This window comes from Paenibacillus sp. 32352 (assembly GCF_002042965.1).
GTDB classification, from domain to species: domain Bacteria; phylum Bacillota; class Bacilli; order Paenibacillales; family NBRC-103111; genus Paenibacillus_S; species Paenibacillus_S vulneris.
This window is the reverse complement of sequence record NZ_MZNT01000008.1, coordinates 254,404-275,592: the sequence shown is the minus strand read 5'-3', so window position 1 is coordinate 275,592 and position 21,189 is coordinate 254,404. Positions and strand designations below refer to the sequence as shown.

Below are 21,189 nucleotides of genomic sequence, written 5' to 3'. Positions count from 1 at the left end.
GCCCCTGCGCGGGCTTTTTTTTTGTAATTCCTTGCAGGCTACTGCTTGGCTTTCATCATCTCGCAGACATGCTCGCAGGAGCACAGCGCCTTCTGAACGGAGCACCAGGACCTTTTGGCATAATAGATCGGAAGCTCCTGATCCTTCGCTTGCTGCTTAATGACCTTGGTCAGGTTATGGTTGATATAGTCGGTGAGCACCAGCACGGCATCAACTTTTTCGGGAATCCCTTTGCGAACCATCTGGCACTTGCGGCCGGACATATGCATTACATCATCAAAACCGATATTGGCAAGCTGCTCCGGCATATTGCCCAAATGATCGGCACCTACTACTAATATGGACGCCATTGGCTTGCCTCCTTTCCTTTGTATAGTACGTATATTGAGGAACTTATGTGATTCATGAATGGTATGAGCTCTAACGCTTCTCCGAACGGAAGCCGGTATACGAATACTCCCCGCGCATGCCCCAACAGTACATCCCGATAAGTATCAAAGACACAAGCAGCGCCGGCAGCAGCAGGCAAATAAATATCAGCACGAATGCATCTCCTCCTTACTCTTTTCTACAAGGAAAGATTACGTTGTGGCCGGAACGAAGGCCGTTTAGAATATGTAGGACTTCTTAGGCTATTTTTTAGCCAATGCCGTTGAGGCATTATGGCAGATAGTCTGTTTGTATCAGTTGATAATTGTTCTCACTGCCTATACCACAATGATAATGGTTCTCATTATCATTGTCAACATCTGCAGGGGGAAATTTCTCGACGATACAAAATCAGGGATTCCTGTAAGTCTGCTTTCCGGGCCTCTAGCCCAATTATGAAATCCAATCTCTCCTGTGGTAAAATAAGAAGCAGCAACCGATCCATCGGAGCCCCCTTGCAGAGAGCAAGGGGACTTTTTATATCATTCACAGAAAGGGTTGTTCCGGCATGAATCCAACTATTGACCTTCTTCGTAACCATCGCTCCATCCGCAAATATAAAGAAGCAGCCCTTCCCGAGGCACATACGGAAGCTATCATCTCCTCCGCCCAGATGGCCTCCACTTCCAGCAACGTGCAGGCGTACAGCATTATCGGGGTCACGGATCCCGCCCTGAAGAAGGAGCTTGCGCAGCTCGCCGGCAATCAGGCGTACGTCGAGCAGTGCGGACTTTTCCTCGTCTTTTGTGCCGATTTGCACAAGCTCAAGGGAGCGACTGAGCAGCACGGCCAAACGTTTCATCACAACACTGAGAGTTTTATCGTCGCAACCGTCGATGCCGCTCTGGCTGCACAGAACGCTGCCGTTGCCGCGGAATCGCTCGGCTACGGAATCTGCTACATCGGAGGCATCCGCAACAAGCCGCAGGAGGTCTGCGAGGCCCTTTCCCTGCCGGAGCTGGTCTATCCCGTGTTCGGCATGTGCGTAGGCGTTCCGGATCAGGAGCCTTCCTACCGTCCGCGTCTTCCGATGCAGGCCGTATATCACCAAAATGCTTATAACGCCGAACAAGTGGCGCAAGGCATTCAGCAGTACGACGATACCATGTACAAATACTACCAAGAGCGTACGAACGGCCAAACGCTGACGACCTGGTCCAAAGGGATTGCGGACAAATATGCGAAGCCGGGGCGGGCGCATATTATGCCGTTCCTTAAAGCAAGGGGCTACCGCTTCGAATAAGAAGCCTTATTGCAGTAAAAAGCAAGAGTCCGGAAGATCAGTCTCTCCGGCTCTTGCTTTTTTAGTGCGGTATTAGCCGGCAACGAAGCCCATTCTCGACTCCGGCTGCGTCGTATGCCAATGCTGGGTCTTCTCCTTGTTGAGCTCGGCCCTCATCCCCCGGATCAGCTCCTCGATCTTCACTTCCGGCTCGTAATGCTTCTCCAGCGCGGCCGAAACGTACAGCTCGTTCAGCTGGGCGAAGGTAAAGCCGTCCGTCAGACGCACGGCCTTCTCCGCCTCGTCTTCGCCAATCAGTGCCGATAGCTGCTTTTGCGCCAAATAACGCCTTCTCAGCGGCTCATCCGGCAGCTTGATTTCGTAAGCCCGGTCAAAGCGTCCCGCTCGGTTCATCAGGGCCGGATCGATGCGCTCGGGGTAATTGGTCGTTCCGATAAGAAAGATGCCTTCCTTGGAGGTAGCCCCATCCAATGTATTCAGGAAAAAGGACCGCGCCTGCTCCGGCATGGAATCGATATCCTCAATGACAAGCACCATCGGCGCCATCTTCACGGCCGATTCGAACGCTTCCTGAATCGTATAGCTGCATGTATGCTCCGTAATCTGCCAGTAGGTTACGGGAGCATTGACGCTCCCCGCTATGGATTTGACCAGAGTCGTCTTGCCGTTGCCGGGCCTGCCGTACAATAAAATTCCCCGTTTATAAGGAATCCGGTACGTTTGGAAAAACTGCCGGTCCTGCGCAAAAAACTGATCGATCGACCTGTAAATATCCTGCTTCAGCGATTCGCTCATGATCACCTCGTCCCGGCTCACACTCCTGGTAACGGGCTCCCGATGCTGGTCCAGGCCGTTGCGGCTGTCTGTAAATACCGTCACATGCTTGCGGTCATTCTCCCTCTGCCTTTCGCGCATATAGCCAAGAAACCGGCCTAAGCAGTCATCGTTTACGGCGAATACATACTCCTCGCTAAAGCTCCCGTTTGGGCGGAATACGGGGATGCGGACCAAGGCAACCCCATAGGACGGATAGACGAATAGATTGTTGCGCGAGGCCGGAAAAATCCGGTAACCCGCGTTATCCCCAAGCTCTCCCTGGTAAGAGAACGCCTTGGATTCGACCCGGTCGTAAATGACAGCCGCATGCTCCACCTGCCCGCTTCCTTGACGAACGTCCTCGTCGAGCATATCCCATATCTCGTTGCCGTAATCATCCTGAACATACATCTGAAAAGCAGCCCCATACCGGGACTCCAGCTCCTGCTGGATGCGCTCGATTACGACCGCCGTATCAAAATATTGCGGGATTTCCTGCGGCTCGCTCGCCCTGATAGGGATGATGTAACATCCATGACTTTCGTTGACATGGGTACGGCGTCCAGCCTCCCGCAGCCGTTCCGAATAAAGGGCGGCCCCTTCAGGCCTGCTGCTTTTATTGCCTGGATTTATCATGGCTACACCCCTTTCACGGCGGCGAGCGGCTTGCATTTGGCGACAACAGAGGCCAATTCCGCCCCTACGACGCTGTCGATGATTTGGTCGACGTCCTTATAAGCTTGAGGCGACTCATCAATAATCGATTCCAGCATCCGCTGATTCACGACGATTTCATCATCGTGACCGACACGCAGCGAGGATTCGAACTGATCCAGCGTCACCAGCCGCTTCGTCGCGCTGCGGGAACGGATGCGTCCAGCGCCGTGGCAGATCGAGTAATAATTGCGCTTGCCCTCCGGCCTGCCGACCATAATATAAGAGGCCGTCCCCATGGACCCCGGGATGAGCGCAGGATGTCCCGTCTCCCGGTACGGAGCCGGATTGTCGGGATGCTCGGGCGGAAGCGCCCGGGTAGCGCCTTTGCGATGGACGAAAAGCGAACGGCCATCGTGCTTCTCCTCCCAGGCATAGTTATGCATTAAATCATACAGCGTACTCATTTCAAATTTCGGGCCGAACACTTCCTTGCCCGCCTCTCGTATTCCGTACGCAATCAAATGCCGGTTGACTACCGCATAATTCAAGGCGGAGTACATCAGGTGGACATAGGCCTGCGCGCTTTCGCTCTCCAGCGGAGCAAACATCAGCTTCGGATCGGAAGTCCCGAGTCCGCTGCGGCGCATCGCTTTCAGCATTTCGCTGCTGCAGTATTGGTTGACGGCTCCGCCCCAAGCCCTGGACCCTGAATGGATCATGATGACCACCTGGCCGTCGGATAATCCCCACTGCTCCGCCACCTCGCGATGCTCCTCAGCGATCTCAATCGCCTGCACCTCGGCAAAATGGTTCCCGTTGCCCAGCGTTCCCAGCTGCCGGTGCGAGCGGTGCCATACCATCTCCGGCAGCCGCTCCAGATACGACTCGTCGAAGCCGAACTTGCCGCACTCGATCCGCTCAAGCGAGGTCGCCTTGCGGGGCGTGTAAGCGTCCGGCACGTATTTCTTCGGCAGGCCGAACAATCCCTTGCGGATGACGTGCTCAAGCCGAATATCGGAGAAATGCCCGCGCGACTGCTCTTCGACCGGCAGATGCCGTTCGATCGCTTTGACCAGCTTGCGGCGCAGCTTCACATCGCGAAGCTCGTCACGATGCAGATTGGTCAAATGCAGGCGCATCCCGCAGCCGATATCGCTGCCGACAATCGACGGGGATACATACCCGTTCCTCGTATCCCATATCGCCGTGGTTCCGATGCAGGTGCCAACGCCAACATGTACATCCGGCGTATAGCTCATATACATCGTGTTCGGAATTTGCAAATTGTTATTCGCCATATCGAATACCTTGTAATCCAGTCCGGCGAACAGCTGCTCCCCGGCATACACATGCAAATGGCCCGCAGGGAGCTGTACCTGCCTGTAAAATGAATCTGTTTGTTGATTGGTTCCCATGATTTATTTATCCTTTCTCTCTTTGCGTTCTTGAAAATGAAAATGAAAATGATACAATCCTTTTTTTTGAAACAACAAAAAAACCGCAGGCTCCACCAATGCCTACGGTTCATTATTCATTCGCGCATATGCGGTTGTACCTTTGCCGAAGCCATCCGGTCACACTTCATGTGCCGGATTAGGCCGGAAATATCCGCTTGCAGCAGGCCCGTAGAGGCCAATGGAATCCATTGAATTATTCGGTTGTATGTGCAATCTCAGTCTGTTCAGTCGGATCATGATCATTGGCCTCCTTTCACATTCAAGATACGGTTATGATAAACGCCGCAGGTAAACTTTGTCAACCTTTAGATAAAAAATATTTATTGATTATATTAATTCTTTCTATTGATTTTTCGTATCGGTCCTTCGATGCATTAAATACGGGTAGAGCAGAATAAGCCCCGCTATATACAAGGCAGCGGCAAAATAAGCAGGCAGCAAGTGGATAAAATCGGTATATCCGATAGCCCAATGAACGCTGAAGCCGGCCAAAAAACCGGGAAACCCTCCGATCAAGAACGTCCACCACAGCCAACGGCGTCCTTGGCTTACTCCCCACAGCGCGGCAGCCAACAGCGCAATAGCGTCGGAGAACAAAGCTCCCCCGAAGCCTGCCCGGTCATGGGCGATCAAAGGGATCAACCGGTCGTTAATTTCATTCAGCATCGCCGGGGTCGCGCATAAATATTGTAAATCCTCGGGGACGAACACCCGGGTGATCCCTATCCAAGATATGACTCCCCCTCCGATGGCCAACGAGAAACCGAGCATGACCATCATGAGCTGTCCCCATTGCGCTCTCTTCCATAAGCGGTCGTTGTAAAGATTGGGCGGTTCAACGGAAGGGTTATCCGCCCTGCCTCTCATGGACAGAATGAACATGGGCAGCAGCACCGCCCCGGCCAGAGCATGCAGAGGATCGAAATAACCGTAGCCCAAATAAAGAAAAAAGCTGCTGAACCCGACGATACATGACGTCATCAGTGCCGTCTTGACCCAATGAAGCCCTTGACGCAGGCCGTAATAAGCAAACTGAAAATACAAGATGCCGATGGAGATCATCGTGCCTGCCAAGGTCACCCTGTCATGAGACATAAAGCGAAGCAGCAGCGGATTCATTTGCCGGATCGTCAGCGTGTCCATGCCCAAGAACTGGACGTCATAGGGCAGCATGACCGTGCTGGCCGCTATGAGCCAGGCCAAGATTCCCCCAACGATCATTCCGGCACCTAACAGGCACATCCAGCCCCAGTTATACCAGAAAGACGGTTCGGCGCTTTCCGTTAGATCCTCATGCTCCTTATTACGGAACCGTTCATAGATGACGGCCTCATTAATGCGTTTGGGGAGCCCTGGACCGGCATATACAAGACCGCTATGAAGCTGTACATAACGGGCGCCGGCCTGCATCAAATCCAGAGCGTCCTGCGGCTCATGAACGCCGCCGCTCGCCACGATGGGGATCTCGTCACCGCAAAGCTTCCGTATCAGACGGATTTTATGGAGACCCGGCTCCTTTCCCGCCCGGCCTACGACGGCGCCCTCTTCCGTCATTTGCCTTTCACCGATCACGAAGCCCGCCCAATGCTCCATTCGTACTCGCTTCAGCAGCTCAGCCAGCCGCTCCAGCGGATAATCGAGCGGAATATACAGCAGTATCGGTCTGGACCCGCTGCCGCCTCGCCCGGCTCCTCCCGCCTCGGCTTGAGCCATCGCTTCAAGATGATGTAGCGTTTCTTCTATCGTCCACCGCTCATCCAGAGAATCCACATAAAATGCGGCCGCATAGGGCCGCAGAGCGTCCATGAGCTGCCTCTGCTCCTGGAGCGCTTCCTTCCATTCCCGTCCCCTCCTGCTGCTCGTTCTGATCATAAGCGGCAGCGAATGCCCCTGCTTATGCTTCAGCCGCCGAACGGTTTCCTCCAGCCCGGCATTGACGGGATCAGGCGGGTAAATAATCGCTTCCTTCTCGATATCCCGCTCAATGGGCCGATCGCTCTCTACAGGCTCCAGTGTTACCGGACCTATCTCAATAAAGCCGATACCGAATTGAGCGATCGCTCTATGGGCGACACCACGAGGGTCCAAGCTGCCGGACAATCCGACAGGATACGTTATACGCACGCCTGCCAGCTTGCTTTCGAGCATAGGTGCTGACTCCATATGACCCAGGGTGCGAATGACGAGACTGCCGCCGGGAAGACGGCTCAACGCTCCCATGGCATTCAGGGTAAAATCACGCGCGATCCGGGAAGGCAGACGGAACAGTGCGGGGCGGAATAATGTTTGATAGGACCAATCCGGCATCTAAAACACTCCAAACGATCGTCATGACCTGTTATTATTCAGTACATATTCCACCATTTGCCGGAAGATTCCTCTTCGGACGTTCCGCCTTTTCCCCAACCCTTGGTTTTTCTTATTGAGCTCATGCCGATATCTATCAGCTCACCCCGTTCCTAACCGCTGATAAAATGACCAGCCCTGCCCTCTTCGATCTCGTCCCTTCCCCTGCGATTCAGCCAGCCGTTGGCAAAGATCAACAGCACAGCATAGGCGAACAGCAGCCCGGCAGCCCCCCAGGCCATATAGCCCAAGGTCCCGTTCCCCTGGTTGGCCGCGCCGATAGCGACTAACGCCCATACCGTAGCCAGCATATAAAATGGATCCTTGCGGAGAAATCCGATCAACAAACTGAGCAGTGAAACGATGAGAATCATCAGCACCGTCCAGAAGGTTTCCGGCCATCCGAAGCCGTCCCAGCCGTTTGCATAAAATACAACGGCCGTGTTCACTATAGCGGCTGCAGTAACCCATCCGAAATAGAGGCTGAAAGGAACTTGAAGCCACCAGCGGACAGCCTGATCCTCCGACCAGCCGTGAGGGCGGGTATTGGCATAGATGACGGCCAGGGATAGAAGAAGCCCCAGCATAGCAAACAAGGAGGAAGTGATGTTAAGACTTTGCCACAGCAGAAGCCAGGCAATGTTGAAAACACAGGTTACGCCGAACCACGGTCCGATGGAACGAAGCTCATGACGCCCCCGCTTTGACGGTAAAAATTGCACGATTACGAAGCCAAGCAGCAGCGCATAAATAAGCCCCCAAATAGCAAAAGCATACGGGGCCGGCGTGATTTGGACGGGAAACATCGCGGATATTTCCCCCGTCGTCATTCCTTTGACCGGCTCTGTTTCAGCAAACCGGTTCACTGCCAGCACCGCGAACAAAGCCGCCACATTATACCAGCGAAGCAAGATCTCGAACATCGAACATTTCCTCCTTATATGTTCCGGATTTTAACATTAGAAAGCGCTGTCAAATCTTGCTCTATAGGACTAGCTGCCTATTACCATGTGTATGAGGCTTTGTTGGAGAACATGCCAGAGGCCAAAAAACAACAAAGCCCCCGGCGACGAAGAATAAATCTCCATGCCAGAGGCTTGCTCATTATGGCTTTCGCTTTATTAAGCGGGGCTTTTATTAGCTTAGCTGGACTCAGACAGCAACAAGGACATGTCGAACAAAGGCTCCTTTTTTCACCTCGCAGCGGTCGATAATGCGGAAGCCTGCTTGTTCCACAGGCTCATCAATAACCTCCGTAGCAATAATCACCGCTCTGTCGGCCAGCCTTCGCGCGCTTTGCAGCATCTCCAGCTGTTCCTCTGCCGGGAGAACCGAGCATAGGTTATAAGGCAAATCGAGGACAAGCGCATCGTAGTGTCCCGGTACCGTTCGAATATCATCAATCGCCACCACATCCGGAAAACCGAAATGCGCCAAATTCAATCGGGCTCCTTTTACGGCAAGCGGGTTCAAATCCCGGCCGGTCATATCTATCCCCATGGATAAAGCTTCAATTAGCACCGTACCAATTCCGCAGCAGGGGTCGATCGCCCGTATTCCTTCCGGACAAGGAACGGCAATATTAGCAATCGCGCGCGCTACACGCGTGCTTAAAGCGGTTGAATAGTTCTGCGGCTTTTGGTTGTGCCGGAGCCATAGTGCCTCATTCTTGGCGCAGGGGCCGAACACCCACTGATCTCCGGTATAAGCTATGCCGAAGATCCGTTCAGGCTTACGCATCTCGGCCCGGCCGTGAATATGAGAGCCGATCCGTCTTTCTACAGCCCGCCGGGCGTCATAATCCAGTGCATCTGCCGCTTCGACGAAGACCACCTTGAACGTCTCCCCGTTCAGTTGAATGGCTTCGACTCCTCGCGCAATTTCATCCAGGCTGCCGCCTTGGATATGGATCTCCACGCGCTGCTTGATAAACGGGCTTCGGCTTGCATCAATGCCGCGGTCGCTTACTATAAATCCGTCGTGCTCCGGGTTGCTCCCGAATAAAGCCCGAAGCTCCAGCAAGCACAGAGGCACCTCGTCCTCATGACAAACGTACGTATATAAGTACGATTTCAACTTCTGTTCCGTATTCTCCATAGCACTTAAATCCCGCCCTTATTGATGAAAGTACCTAGATTGTCTCATGACCTCCCGCTTCTGTCCAATGTAAAAAGAGGTGCTAACCAAAAGAAATAGCCGCATAGCCCAAGCTGGCTATACGGCAGAGGATTGAGAACCCTGTAGTTTTGAGAAATATGGTATTTGGGAGTTGCCTTGCTTATTTTTTCGCCAAATATTTGCGGATATCGAAAGCGACGGCCGCAACAATGATCAACCCTTTAATAATCAGCTGCCAATACGGGCTTACGCCGATAAAAGTAAGGCCATAGTTGATAACCCCGAAGATCAAGACGCCGACCAGTACCCCGGGCACCGTGCCGATCCCGCCCGCTGTCGATACTCCGCCGACCACGCAAGCCGCTATGGCATCGAGCTCATACATATTACCGTAGTTATTCGTCGCGCCGCCGGTTCTTGCCGCTTCCAATACCCCGCCCAGACCGTAGAGAGCGCCGGCAAAAGCATAAATGTAGAGCAGGTTCCGTTTCACATTGATCCCTGATACTGTGGCAGCCTGAATGTTGCCGCCGATAGCGTACATATTTTTGCCGAGCCGCGTCTTGTTAAACACGACCCAGACGATTAAGGCCACAATAATGGCAATAATGACGATATAAGGAATGGAATAAGAGCCGCCTGAACCGAAAAAACCGGTCCCGATATTCGTAAAATCTTTTCGCAGACCGGCAATAGGCTGCGATTCGTTGGGCTTCAAATCGAAGTAGATCGAGTTAGCCCCGTACACGATGACCATCGTTCCCAGAGTGGCGATAAACGGCGGAACGCTAAGCCTGGAGACGATCCAGCCGTTAAGCAGGCCGACTATAAGGCCGGCAAGAATCCCTATAACGATAGGAGCCCATAACGGCAAGTCCGGCATATCCGGAAAAAACCGGCGCGGATAATCCGACATTTGCAGCATGGAGGCGGACAGCACAGCGGTTAAGCCTACGACACGGCCAGCTGAAAGGTCGGTGCCTCCGGTAATCAGAATAAACGCCATGCCGAGAGCAATAATGGCTCTGGTTGAATTTTGCAGCAAAATATCGCGCAATATATCTATGGACAGGAACCTGGGGTCGGATATCGCAATCCCGATAACGAGAACGATCAGGACCATGTAGATCGCGTTCTGCGTTACAAAGTTGCCTATTTTGTTTGTGTTCATTGTTGATCCTCCTAAGAGTTTCGCGTTAGCGAAACTTTCTTCGTAAGCGTTGCCGAGTTTTCGTGGGAAAACTTACTTCGTAATCCTTACACCATATATTTAGTAGCCAGCCGCATAATCTCTTCTTCCGTAGCATCCTTGCCCTCGACAATTCCGGAGAGCCGGCCCTCACACATGACCATAATGCGGTCGGACATACCGAGCAGCTCAGGCATTTCCGAAGAGATCATAATAATGCTTTTGCCCTGTTTAGCCAGGTCGGCAATAATGGAATAAATCTCGAATTTCGCCCCGACGTCAATGCCGCGGGTCGGTTCGTCGAGCAGCAAAATATCGGGCTCAGTCAACAGCCAGCGGGCCAGCAGAACCTTCTGCTGATTGCCTCCGGACAAGTTTTTGATCAAGGTTTTGATCGAAGGCGTTTTCACGCGCAGCTGCTCTACGCTTTTGCCGACCTCGTCCTTGATCCTCCGCTCGTTCAGCAGATGGAAGGGATTCAGGTACCGGTCCAAATTGGCTATCGCGGTATTTTCCTGAATAGAAAGCACCGGGAAAATGCCGGTAACCCGCCGTTCCTCCGTCAGCAGCGCGATCTTATGCTTCTTAGCATCGAGCGGCGACTTGAATTTGACCGGCTTGCCGCGCAGCGTGATAGTTCCCGAGGACACGGCCCTTAGTCCGAACAAAGCCTCGATAAGCTCGGTTCGCTGCGCCCCGACCAGACCGCCCAAGCCCAGCACCTCTCCCTTCCGAAGCTCGAAGGACACATTGCTGAACGACTTGGCAACCGGAGAGGTGAGTCCCTCTACCTTGAGCAGCACATCGCCTGGAACATTCGTCCGTTCAGGGAATCGCTGGCTCAGATCCCGGCCAACCATCCTCGTAATGATCAGATCCGTTGTCAGCTCGCCCGCAGGCCAAGTGCCGATGAGCTTGCCGTCCCGCATAATCGTCACCTCATCCGAGATCCGGAGAATCTCCTCCATTTTGTGCGAAATATAAATGATCGCGACACCGCGGCTTTTCAGCTGATCAATGATTTTAAACAGCGCCTCGACTTCATTCCCCGTCAAGGAGGATGTCGGCTCATCCATGATGATGACCTTTGATTGATACGAAACCGCTTTAGCAATTTCAAGGGATTGGAGCTTCGATACGGACATGGAGCCCGCAAGTGCAGCCGGATTGATATCCATTTCCAAATCCTTGAACAGCTGCTGCGTATCCTTGTACATCTTTTTATGATCCACCAATTGGAAAGGCCCCAGACCTTTTACGGGAAAACGCCCGAGCCATATATTCTCCATCACATTGCGCTGCGGAATAGGGTGAAGCTCCTGATGAATCATGGACACGCCATGGTCCAATGCATCCTTGGAGCTGTTCAATTCCACCTTATTGCCGTTCAAATAAATCTCGCCCCCATCGGGCTTATAGATGCCGAATAAGCATTTCATCAGCGTCGATTTTCCGGCGCCGTTTTCTCCCATTAATGCATGAACCGTGCCCGGACGTACTTTGAGCGTTACATTATCCAGCGCCTTGACGCCGGGAAATTCCTTGGAAATGCCGTTCATTTCAAGCAAAAATTCATGTTCCGTCATGGTAATGCCCCCTTCGAAAAAAGAGAAGGCAAGGGTACAACGAAAGCAGCCATTGCCCCTTGCCCAATACTACGTACCGGCTTCCTGCCGAGCCTTTCGTGTGCAAAACGTGGCATTCCGATAAGGTTTCCCCTCCGGCTGCTGTTACCGGTAATTCCTTGCCACCGCTTATCAGCACATATCTGTCATCGCTCGATTTGCAAGCCTCTAAATCATTTATTTGGCGTCATTCATGTTTTCTTTCGTAATTTTTTTGTATGGAACCCATACGTATTTACCGTCTGTAATTTCATAGCCTGTGTTCTCTTTATTAGGCGTTTGGCCCTGTGCGAGGACGTTGGCCAGATTGAAGGTCGCTTTGCCCTGGTTCTTCGCATCGTTCAGCACCGTTCCGAGAAGGGTGCCTTCTTCAAGCGCTTTCAATGCAGGCGCCGTCGCATCCACGCCTACAACCGGCATATATTTGTTGTCTTTGAAATAGCCTTTGGCCTTCAAGGCCTCGATGGCTCCCAGCGCCATGTCATCGTTGTTAGCGAACACGGCTTCGATCTTATCGCCGTGGGAAGCCAGGAATGCGGCCATTTTCTCCTGCCCTTTCACGCGGTCCCACATCGCCGTATCCTCCGCGAGCTTCTCCACCTTGATTCCTGCGTCTTCGACGGCTTTGATAGAGAACTTGGTGCGAAGCTCCGCGTCCTGATGGCCCGGCTCACCTTTGAGCATGACGTATTGAAGCACGCCGTCTTTATTCTTGTCCGCCTCCGGATGGGCTTTGAAATAATCGACGACCAGCTGGCCTTCCATCGTGCCGGATTGCTCCGCCTTGGCTCCGACGTAATACACCTTATCCCATTTCTTCATGTCGTCCGCCAGAGGCTCGCGGTTGAAGAATACGACCGGCGTATTGGCTGCCTTGGCTTTATCGATAATAACGCCCGCTCCCGTGCGGTCGACCGGATTGATGGCCAACGCGTTAACCTTCTTTGTAATAAATAAGTCCACTTTATCGTTTTGCGTAGGCTGCGAGTTTTGACTGTCCACAATATCGGTCTGAGCTTTACCTTCCGCGTTCGCGGAGATCGCATTGCGCACGCCGGTCATGAACGTATCATCGAATTTGTAAATCGCAACGCCGATAACCGGTTTCTTGGCGGCGCCGCCTGTCTCTGTCTTTGCGCCTCCGCCCGGTGCCGCCGTATTTCCCCCGCCTCCGCTCGCACAGCCGGCCGCTGTCGTCACTAATGCCGCTGCGAGCAGCGCTGACATAACCTTTTTCATATCCATGACCTCCGTTTGGTTAAAGATTTCATCTCTCTTGCTTTCTCATTATCGTTTATGTTGAGTCAAATGCACATGCAAAATTCTCATCTGTTCTATTAAAATTCTCATGTGTTTTTTCGGTAGTTCGCTGTTCTGAACATGAAATAAGCCAAGTCAACCCGCTGCCGCGGTTAGCTGACTTGGCTTACTGCTTCTGATTTCTGCTGGTTAGAATGATTCAGGTGAAGGAGGCGTACTAGCTTTTCCCGATTTGAATACTTTGCCCATTTTTAGCTTGGTATTCTCAATCATTTCGTATACGACCGGCACAACGAGCAGGGTGAGCAGCGTCGAAGTGGTCAAGCCGCCGATGACAACTACGGCGAGGCCCTTGGAAATGATCGTTCCCTTGGACAGTCCCAGAGCCAGGGGCATTAATGCGATGATCGTGGCTCCTGCGGTCATAATAATCGGGCGAAGCCGAGTCTGCCCCGCTTCAAGCAGCGCATCGCGGACCGTATAGCCGGACTCCCGGAGCTGCTGCACCCGGTCGATGAGAACAATCGCATTGGTAACTACAACCCCGATCAGCATCAGAAAGCCGATTAAGGAAGTAAGATTCAAGGATTCACCTGTGACCAGCAGGCCCAGCAAGCCTCCGATAGCCGCCAGCGGAAGCGAGAAGAGGATCGCGAACGGAGCGCTCGCATTGCCAAAAGCAAGAACCATGACCAGATAAACAATGAAGACAGACGCTCCCATCGCAACAAACATATTACTGAACTCTTTATCAATATCTTGAGCCGCTCCGGTCACTTCGGTATGAACCCCGTCCGGCAGCTTAAGAGTTTGCAGCTCCTGGGAAGCTCTGGCACTGACACCACCCTTATCCTTGGAATCGATCTTGGCGGTCACTCTCACAAATTGTTCCTGCATATCGCGCGGAATGGAGGCAGGGCCATCGATTTGACGGATCTTTGCTACCTCGTTCAGCTTAAGAGCCTGACCAGCCGGTGATTGGATCAAGAGACTCCCGATTTTATCCACCGAATTTTTAAAGCTCGGGTCAACCATGATTTTGGTCGAGAATAGCGTATTATCGAACTTCAAGTCGCCGATTTTCTGCTCCGCTACCCATGGCTGCAAGGATTCGATAATTTGGGAGGAGGACAGGCCGTATAGGCGAGCCTTATTCTGATCTACAGCAATCTCTACTTCCTTCTTCGTCTCGCTCAGGCTGTCTTCCACATCCCGGAATTCAGGAATTTCGTTCATCTTGGCCTTCACAAGCTCAGCGGCCTTAATGAGTGAATCCACATCATCCCCTCTAAGCACATAGGAGAAATCAATCCCGCTGCCGCCGCCGCCCCCTCCAATACTGACAACGCTGCCTCTCACCTCGGAACCCTTGGGAAGCATCTCCGTAATGTTCCTTTTCATATCGTCAACCAGCTTCTTGGCGTCCGTTCCCTTGGTTGCCGCTGCACTGAATTTACTTCTATAGGCCACGCGCTCGCTTCCGCCTCCTAATCCGACATACGATTGCACGTAGTCAAAGGCCGGATCGCCCGCAGCATTCTTGGCATCGCGCATCATAGCTTCGATTTGCTTCACTACTAAATCGTTAGAGTCCATGGAGGTATCCCGGGGCATCTCGATGGATATCGAGATCTGCTTATCCGAGTTGCTGCTCGGCATGAATTCAAAGGCCAGGAAGGGAACCGTTCCTGCTATTGCTGCAGCAAACACAAGAAAGGCGAGCAGCATGCTCTTCTTGCGGTTGTTAAGCGACCATTTCAACACCTTCAAATAGCTTGCGGACACTTTACTGGTTTGATGCTCATCATGATGCTTTAAACGTTTGGAACGCAGCACCATCAATTTCGCCAGCATAGGAATGACTGTAACAGCCACTAACAGGGAAGATAGCAGTGCCGCGGAAAGCGTAATAGCGAATGGACGGAACAAGTCTCCAAGCTCCCCGCCGACAAAGGCAATCGGAGCAAATACCCCCACCGTTGTAAGAGTGGAAGACGTGATAGCGGAAGCCACCTGTGCCGTCGCCGTCTTGATGACCGATTCTCCCCGCTCCTGACTTTTTACCAGCTCACTATAAATATTCTCTATGACAACGATGCTATCATCCACCACGCGCCCGACGGCAATCGCCATTCCGCCTAGTGTCATAATATTGAGTGTAATGTTCAGAGGGGCCATAATGAGCAGAGTGATCAGGATCGATAACGGGATGGAAACCAGAACGATCACTGTCATACGGACGTTTTTGAGGAAAATAAGAATCATAATGGAGGCCAGAATCGCGCCAAGCGCCCCTTCTTTAACCATTCCATGGATTGATTCCTTCACAATGTCCGCATTTTTCTCGATCGACTTGAAGGCAACGCTCGGATAATCCTTCTCCCACTTAGCTATCAATGCATCGGCATGATCGGAAAATTCCACTGAATTGATCCCGTTAGTCTTGTAGAGGATCACTCCAATAGCCGGCTGATTGTTCAGCCGCGAGATGAACTTGGACTCTGTTATCGCCTCGACCTTGGCTATCTGCTTGAGGAGCAGCGTTCCTCCCCCCGGCGTGTTGATTTTTATATTTTCCAGGCTGTAAATGGTATTAATATCGCTTTTTACACGAACCATCTGGTTATCGCCGCCCATATCGATTTCCCCTATAGGGCTCGTTCGAAGGGCCGACTGGATGCCTTGAGCCACTTCAGCAGGCATGAGCCCGTAGCTCAGAATGGCGTTGCCGTCCAGCTTAAGCTTTAACACAGCCTCCTGATTACCGATAGAATCGATATGGTCAACCCCTTTGATCGTATTAAAGCCGGGCAGAAAAACATCCTTGTATAATTTATCCAGCTCCTGCTGGTTCATATTGCCCACTCCATATACCGCCAAAGAATATTCCGGTATGGAGGCCATACCGTAGGTCATCACCTTCGGCTTCTCCGCTCCCTGGGGAAGCTTCACATTCGCAATCAGCGCTTCAACATCCACCTTGGCTTTATCGGTGTCCTGCCCGTGCTCCAATTGTATTTCTATGGACGAGAAGTTATCGCTGGAATTAGACTGCAAGCTCTTAATTCCTTTCAGGCCTGCGACCGCCTTCTCCAGCGGCTTCGTTATTTGTTCCACAATATCCTTGGGAGGTGCCTGATATTGCGTCTGAATAAATACGTAGGGAATCGATACCTCCGGATAAAGTTCTGCCTTCAATTGGGTAGCGGCATAGGTCCCCACGCCAAACAGCAGCACGATAATGATGATGACTGCCGATATATTTTTCATAGAAAACCGGGTTAATGCGTTCATCTCTCTACTCCTTCATACTTATGGTTACAGACTTAGACGATAACTTCCCGGAAACCCCTTCAAAATCGTGGCATTTTTTGTAAAAAACCAACTTAAAGTGTACGCTGAAATACCCTCGAGCAAGGCGGGGCCCCTTAATCTATTCTATAACGCCTCTATAAAGCCAAAATAACCCCACAAAGTGGGGCCTTGGCTTCGAAGCTGATTCAGGTACTTTGCGGGGAGCCCCGAAATTTATAAACCCTATAATAGCAAAAAAAGGAGCCTCCTCTCACGGCTCCCCCGGCAAATCGTAATTACCATTCATATCATTTTACAAAAGGAAACAAGAGCTTCTGGTTATCCGACCAAAACATATTTTCCTGGTCGATCACCTTCGTGCCGGTATCCTTGAATTCGGGTATTTTTTTGCCGTCCAGCGCATCCACGGCGTATTTTACACCAAGATAGCCCATGCTGAACGGGTTTTGAATGATCGTCGCCTGAATGACCCCCTCCTGCAAATACTCGATATCCTCTGGGGTACTATCGAAGGTCACTATCTTAACTTTCCCTGCCAGGCCGGTTTTGTCCGTCTCCGCGGCTACGCGGATCGATGCGGCGGCATCCAGCGCAACAATACCGTCAATGGAGCCGGGTTCGCTTAACAGGCGGGCAGTCAGCTCATCGCACCGCTTTACGTCCATGGAGCAGTCCAGCTTTGTATTCGTCTGGATTCCCGGATACTGGGAGATGGCTGCAAGCAGCCCCTGCTCTCTCTGCACGGCATTTCTTCCGCCCTGTCCAAAGCTGATGACCGCAATTCGTCCGCTCTCCCCCGTCAGCTGAATCAGCTTCTTGCCTGCCTGCTGTCCGGCATCATAGTTCTTTATTCCGATAAAGCTGCGTACCTTGGTGGAATTGACCTCGGAATCTATCGCGATCACAGGGATTCTTGCACCCGCGACCCGGTCTACGGTCTCTCCCAGTGCATCATAGTCGTTGGCCGCCAGCACGAGCGCATCCACGCCTTCCTTTACAGCCTGATCGATCAGCGCAATCTGGCCGTTCACATCGCCTTCGAATTCCGGACCCGTTACCTTCAAATTAACGCTGAATTCCTTGGCGGCAGCCTCCGCCCCCATTTTGACTGTGTTCCAATAATCGCCGGACTTCTTCTTCATTATCAGCGTGACATTCCTTGCCGTCCCGGTCGTTCCCGTATCCCTTGTATCTGTACAGGAGCTCATCAAAGGCAGCAGGCACAACAGGAGCGCCAGCCACGCGTAACGGAATCGGATCATAGCTCCTTGTCGCCCCCTTCCTGCCGCAGCAGCGGCAGCCAGACCTGGACGGTCGTCCCTTCCTCCAGCGCGCTTTCCACATGAAGCCCGTACTCATCCCCGAACGTCAGCTTGATCCGCTGCTGTACATTACGAACTCCCACACCGGATCCCTCCTCCGACCGGACCTGGCCTTGCAGCAGCGGCTCCAGCTTCTCCGGCGGGATCCCCAGCCCATTGTCCCGAACCTCGAACAGCAGCTTTCCTTCCCTGATCGAAGCCGATATGTGTATATGTCCTTCATCGACCATATACTCGATTCCGTGATAGATGGCATTCTCGACGAGCGGCTGAAGCAGCAGCTTCAGGGTTTGGCAGGGCAGCGCCTGCTCCTCAGCCTTAATTTCAAAATCAAATTTATTTTTGTAGCGTATTTTTTGGATAATCAGGTAATTGCGGATATGCTCCAGCTCTTCCTGAACGGTAATAATGGTTTTCCCCCGGCTAAGACTGATCCGGAAAAACTTCGATAACGAAGTAATCATCGTAATGACGTCCTCGCTCTTGCCGCTGCCCGCCATCCGTACGACGGAATTCAGCGTATTGTATAAAAAGTGGGGATTGATCTGCGACTGCAGCACCTCAAGCTCGCTCTTGCGCTTCGATTCCTGCTCCCGAATATTCTGATCCATCAGCTGGCGAATTTGCGTCACCATCAGATTGAACCTCCGCGACAGCCTCCCGACCTCATCGTTGCCGGTGATGGGAATATGGATGTTGAAGTCCCCCTGCTCCACCCTGCGCATCGATTTGTCCAGCCGCTTGATCGGCTGCGAAATTTTGGCCGACATGAAGGCCGAGATCAGCACGACGAACAAAATGACAAAGAGCAGCAGCCAGAAGATAAAGGTGCCGATCTCCTTTTTGGTAGCGACAATCTCATCCATATAGGAGACGCCGATGATTTTCCAGCCGATATTGTTCACGGTCTTGATCGTAATGAGCCGCTTCTCCCCGTTCGATTCGTCCAGATAGCTGCCGTAGGTATACTTGAGAGCCTGCTCCACGTTCTCATACTTCAAGCCTATGAAGATAAGCTGCTGCTGCGGATGGTAAATGATATTGCCTGCGGACTCGTCGATAATGTAGACATAGCCCTTCTTGCCCAGGTTCACTCTGCGGAACAGCTCATCCATCGTTTTAAAATTGACGTCGATCAGCAGCACGGCATTGACCGGCGCATTATTGCGCGTAATCGTGATCCCTTTGCTCATGGACACCACCCATTTGTACTGCCCTTTGTACAAATTCTGGATGTGGGGCAGCGAAAAGGAAAGGTGATTCGGGCTTTCCAATGCGGACAGGAACCAGCTCTGCTCGGTCAGCTTCGTATTCTTCCTCATCTCCGCCGCCGGCAGCCCGGTTATCAGCTCCCCCGACTCCGTAAATAAGGCCATCGATACGATATCTTCACGGGTTTCAAAAATGGTCGTCATCTGCTCCAGCAGCGGGCCGTTCGGAATCGCCGGGCTAGTCCGTATTTTTTGATCGACAAGCTCGAACACTTCCGTCATCCCTTTCAGGTAAACATCCAGGTTGTAATTGATCTGCTCGACGATTTGCTGGTTGCTGAGAAACGTATTTTGCTCCGCGGTGCGCGCAAATTTGTTGTATACAAGGACGCTCACAATAATCATGACCGTGATGGTGATTAACGTAAAGGAGGCGGTGATAATAAACTGGATGCTTCGCGTCCTCCACATATCCGCCAATGCGCGGTACCGCTTCCGAATCGGCTTCATAGCGGGAACACCCCCGATCTATATCTCTCTGGAGCTGCTTTTGTATTCTTTCGGAGAAACGCCGACATGCTTTCGAAAGGAGAAGCTAAAGTAGTTAGGCTCGGCGTAGCCTACCCTCTCGGCGATTTCAAACGTTTTCAAATCGGTTGTACGCAGCAGCTCCTTAGCCGCTTCCATCCGAATATGCATCAGATAATTGACGAAGGTCATTTTCGTTTCTTTTTTGAAAATCCCGCTAAAATAGCCTGCGCTAATATGCAGATGACTGCAGACCTTATGAATGGAAATATCGCTGTCCTGATAATGCGCCAGTGTAAATTCCTTGGCCTTATCGACCAGCGACTTGTAGGAGGACTGCCGTTCGCTGACGATGCTCGTCATGATTCGCGTGCATAATCCCAGAATCCACTGCTTCGCCTCCTGCGGGTTCGTCATTTTATGAATATCGGCAAAAGGGTTAAAGGCGCTCCCGAGGATCGAATCCAGATCGGCGTTCGAATCCTTCGCCGCCTTCAAAATAGCGGTCAGCAGTTCAAGCAAATAGATCTGGTAATCCTGAAACGAGACCGGCGTATCGGCAATGCCGTAAAACAGCTCGTCCACAAGCTCCTTCATCTCCTGCTGAGTGCCTACCTTGATGCAGCGGATCAGCGAATGCTCCTTCAGCTCATCGAACCGCAGCTTCTCTACCTGTCTAGTCTCGACATCATCAATGCATATGATCCGGTTATTGCCGAGAACTACCCGGTAATCCAGAGCGAGAACCGCATCGCTGTAGGAATAGCTGACATCCGTAATATCGGATACAACAGTGCCTACTCCGATAGTGACGGTCAGCTTCAAATATTTTTCGATGCTTTGGCGTATTTCTTCCAGGGCGGGGAGAGTCCGCTTCATGACGGCTTCTTTGTCCGTCTCCTCCTTGGACGTGCTCAGCAGAACCAGATTGCCGTTGTGCAGGAAGACGATGCCTGCCTGATGCTTCGACACTATTTCCTCGGAAATATTTAATATGGCAAACAATTTGAGCTCGTTATCCTTGGAATACTTCAATGATTGAGAGGCCGCTCTTGCTTCGTCTCCCTGCATCTCCGGGTTATCCATGCTGAGGACGGATACCAGGAATACGTCCCCCTGCAGAGCGACATGGTAGTTTAACGCCTTCTCTTCGATTTCCCCCTTGGGCAGCTTGCGGTGAATGAGCGAGCCAAGGAACACTTCCCTTAGGACCGGCAGACTTTGCCGGTAATGCTCCTGCAGAGTCTGTACATTTTTCTTGCGGGCGGTTTCTTCGTCGATGAGCTGCCTTATTTTGACCAGCGCCTGGATAAGCTCCTGGGCCGAAAACGGCTTAAGCACGTATTCGTCAATATGCATTTTGACCGCTTTTTGCGCATATTCGAATTCATCGTAGCCGGTCAGAATAATAATCTTCGTCGTCGGATATTTACTGCGGATCCATTCGGAGAGCTGCATGCCGTCCATGAAGGGCATACGGATATCCGTGACGACGACATCCGGCGTCCATCTCTCAATCTGCTCCATGGCTTCTTTGCCGTTTTCCGCCGTATCCGCCACTTCAAAGCCGTACCGGGCCCAGTCAATTTCCCGAACAATACTCTCCCTGACTTCCTGTTCATCCTCCGCCAATATCAGCTTGTACATATATGCTTTCTCTCGCCTCCGGGTGG

15 protein-coding genes are annotated in these 21,189 nt (G+C 52.1%); 1 reads left to right on the top strand and 14 read right to left on the bottom strand.

The window, feature by feature from the left end; all coding sequences use genetic code 11:
* Nucleotides 1-38: 38 nt before the first annotated feature.
* Complete coding sequence (locus B1728_RS20030; protein ID WP_079912165.1) at nucleotides 39-350, bottom strand: DUF2325 domain-containing protein; 312 nt, start codon at nucleotides 348-350, stop codon at nucleotides 39-41.
* 70 nt (nucleotides 351-420) lie between these two features.
* A complete protein-coding gene (locus tag B1728_RS36880; protein WP_256865430.1) occupies nucleotides 421-543 on the bottom strand; it encodes a hypothetical protein in 123 nt (40 codons plus the stop codon).
* 394 nt (nucleotides 544-937) lie between these two features.
* Here B1728_RS36880 and nfsA point away from each other — a divergent pair, with 394 nt between their 5' ends.
* Complete coding sequence (gene nfsA / locus B1728_RS20025; RefSeq protein ID WP_079912164.1) at nucleotides 938-1,672, top strand: oxygen-insensitive NADPH nitroreductase; 735 nt, start codon at nucleotides 938-940, stop codon at nucleotides 1,670-1,672.
* A 72-nt stretch (nucleotides 1,673-1,744) separates the two neighbouring features.
* On the opposite strand, the gene B1728_RS20020 is transcribed toward nfsA, so the two are convergent.
* The 12 genes from B1728_RS20020 to B1728_RS19965 form a co-directional block, all read right to left on the bottom strand.
* Nucleotides 1,745-3,124: an ATP-binding protein gene (locus tag B1728_RS20020; RefSeq protein ID WP_079912163.1), complete on the bottom strand. Its 1,380-nt coding sequence runs from the start codon at nucleotides 3,122-3,124 to the stop codon at nucleotides 1,745-1,747.
* 2 nt (nucleotides 3,125-3,126) lie between these two features.
* Nucleotides 3,127-4,560, bottom strand: coding sequence for an RtcB family protein (locus B1728_RS20015; RefSeq protein ID WP_079912162.1), 1,434 nt, complete (start codon nucleotides 4,558-4,560; stop codon nucleotides 3,127-3,129).
* Nucleotides 4,561-4,944: 384 nt separating this feature from the next.
* Nucleotides 4,945-6,909: a beta/alpha barrel domain-containing protein gene (locus B1728_RS20010; protein WP_079912161.1), complete on the bottom strand. Its 1,965-nt coding sequence runs from the start codon at nucleotides 6,907-6,909 to the stop codon at nucleotides 4,945-4,947.
* Between the two features lie 152 nt (nucleotides 6,910-7,061).
* Complete coding sequence (locus B1728_RS20005; RefSeq protein ID WP_079912160.1) at nucleotides 7,062-7,871, bottom strand: hypothetical protein; 810 nt, start codon at nucleotides 7,869-7,871, stop codon at nucleotides 7,062-7,064.
* Nucleotides 7,872-8,100: 229 nt separating this feature from the next.
* Complete coding sequence (locus B1728_RS20000) at nucleotides 8,101-9,045, bottom strand: TRM11 family SAM-dependent methyltransferase (RefSeq protein WP_079912159.1); 945 nt, start codon at nucleotides 9,043-9,045, stop codon at nucleotides 8,101-8,103.
* A 181-nt stretch (nucleotides 9,046-9,226) separates the two neighbouring features.
* Nucleotides 9,227-10,237, bottom strand: a complete 1,011-nt coding sequence (gene mglC, locus B1728_RS19995; RefSeq protein ID WP_079912158.1) for a galactose/methyl galactoside ABC transporter permease MglC — start codon at nucleotides 10,235-10,237, stop codon at nucleotides 9,227-9,229.
* An 86-nt stretch (nucleotides 10,238-10,323) separates the two neighbouring features.
* A complete protein-coding gene (locus tag B1728_RS19990; protein WP_079912157.1) occupies nucleotides 10,324-11,841 on the bottom strand; it encodes a sugar ABC transporter ATP-binding protein in 1,518 nt (505 codons plus the stop codon).
* Between the two features lie 216 nt (nucleotides 11,842-12,057).
* Entirely contained in the window at nucleotides 12,058-13,119 is a 1,062-nt protein-coding gene (locus tag B1728_RS19985; RefSeq protein ID WP_079912156.1) for a galactose ABC transporter substrate-binding protein, read from the bottom strand.
* Between the two features lie 210 nt (nucleotides 13,120-13,329).
* Nucleotides 13,330-16,434: an efflux RND transporter permease subunit gene (locus B1728_RS19980; RefSeq protein ID WP_079912155.1), complete on the bottom strand. Its 3,105-nt coding sequence runs from the start codon at nucleotides 16,432-16,434 to the stop codon at nucleotides 13,330-13,332.
* Nucleotides 16,435-16,742: 308 nt separating this feature from the next.
* Nucleotides 16,743-17,717 (bottom strand): substrate-binding domain-containing protein, encoded by a 975-nt coding sequence (locus B1728_RS19975; RefSeq protein ID WP_079912154.1) that lies wholly within the window; start codon nucleotides 17,715-17,717, stop codon nucleotides 16,743-16,745.
* Nucleotides 17,714-19,498: a sensor histidine kinase gene (locus B1728_RS19970; protein ID WP_256865429.1), complete on the bottom strand. Its 1,785-nt coding sequence runs from the start codon at nucleotides 19,496-19,498 to the stop codon at nucleotides 17,714-17,716. Before B1728_RS19970 ends, B1728_RS19975 begins: the two co-directional genes overlap by 4 nt.
* Before the next feature lie 18 nt (nucleotides 19,499-19,516).
* Nucleotides 19,517-21,163, bottom strand: a complete 1,647-nt coding sequence (locus B1728_RS19965; RefSeq protein WP_079912153.1) for a response regulator — start codon at nucleotides 21,161-21,163, stop codon at nucleotides 19,517-19,519.
* Nucleotides 21,164-21,189: the final 26 nt, after the last annotated feature.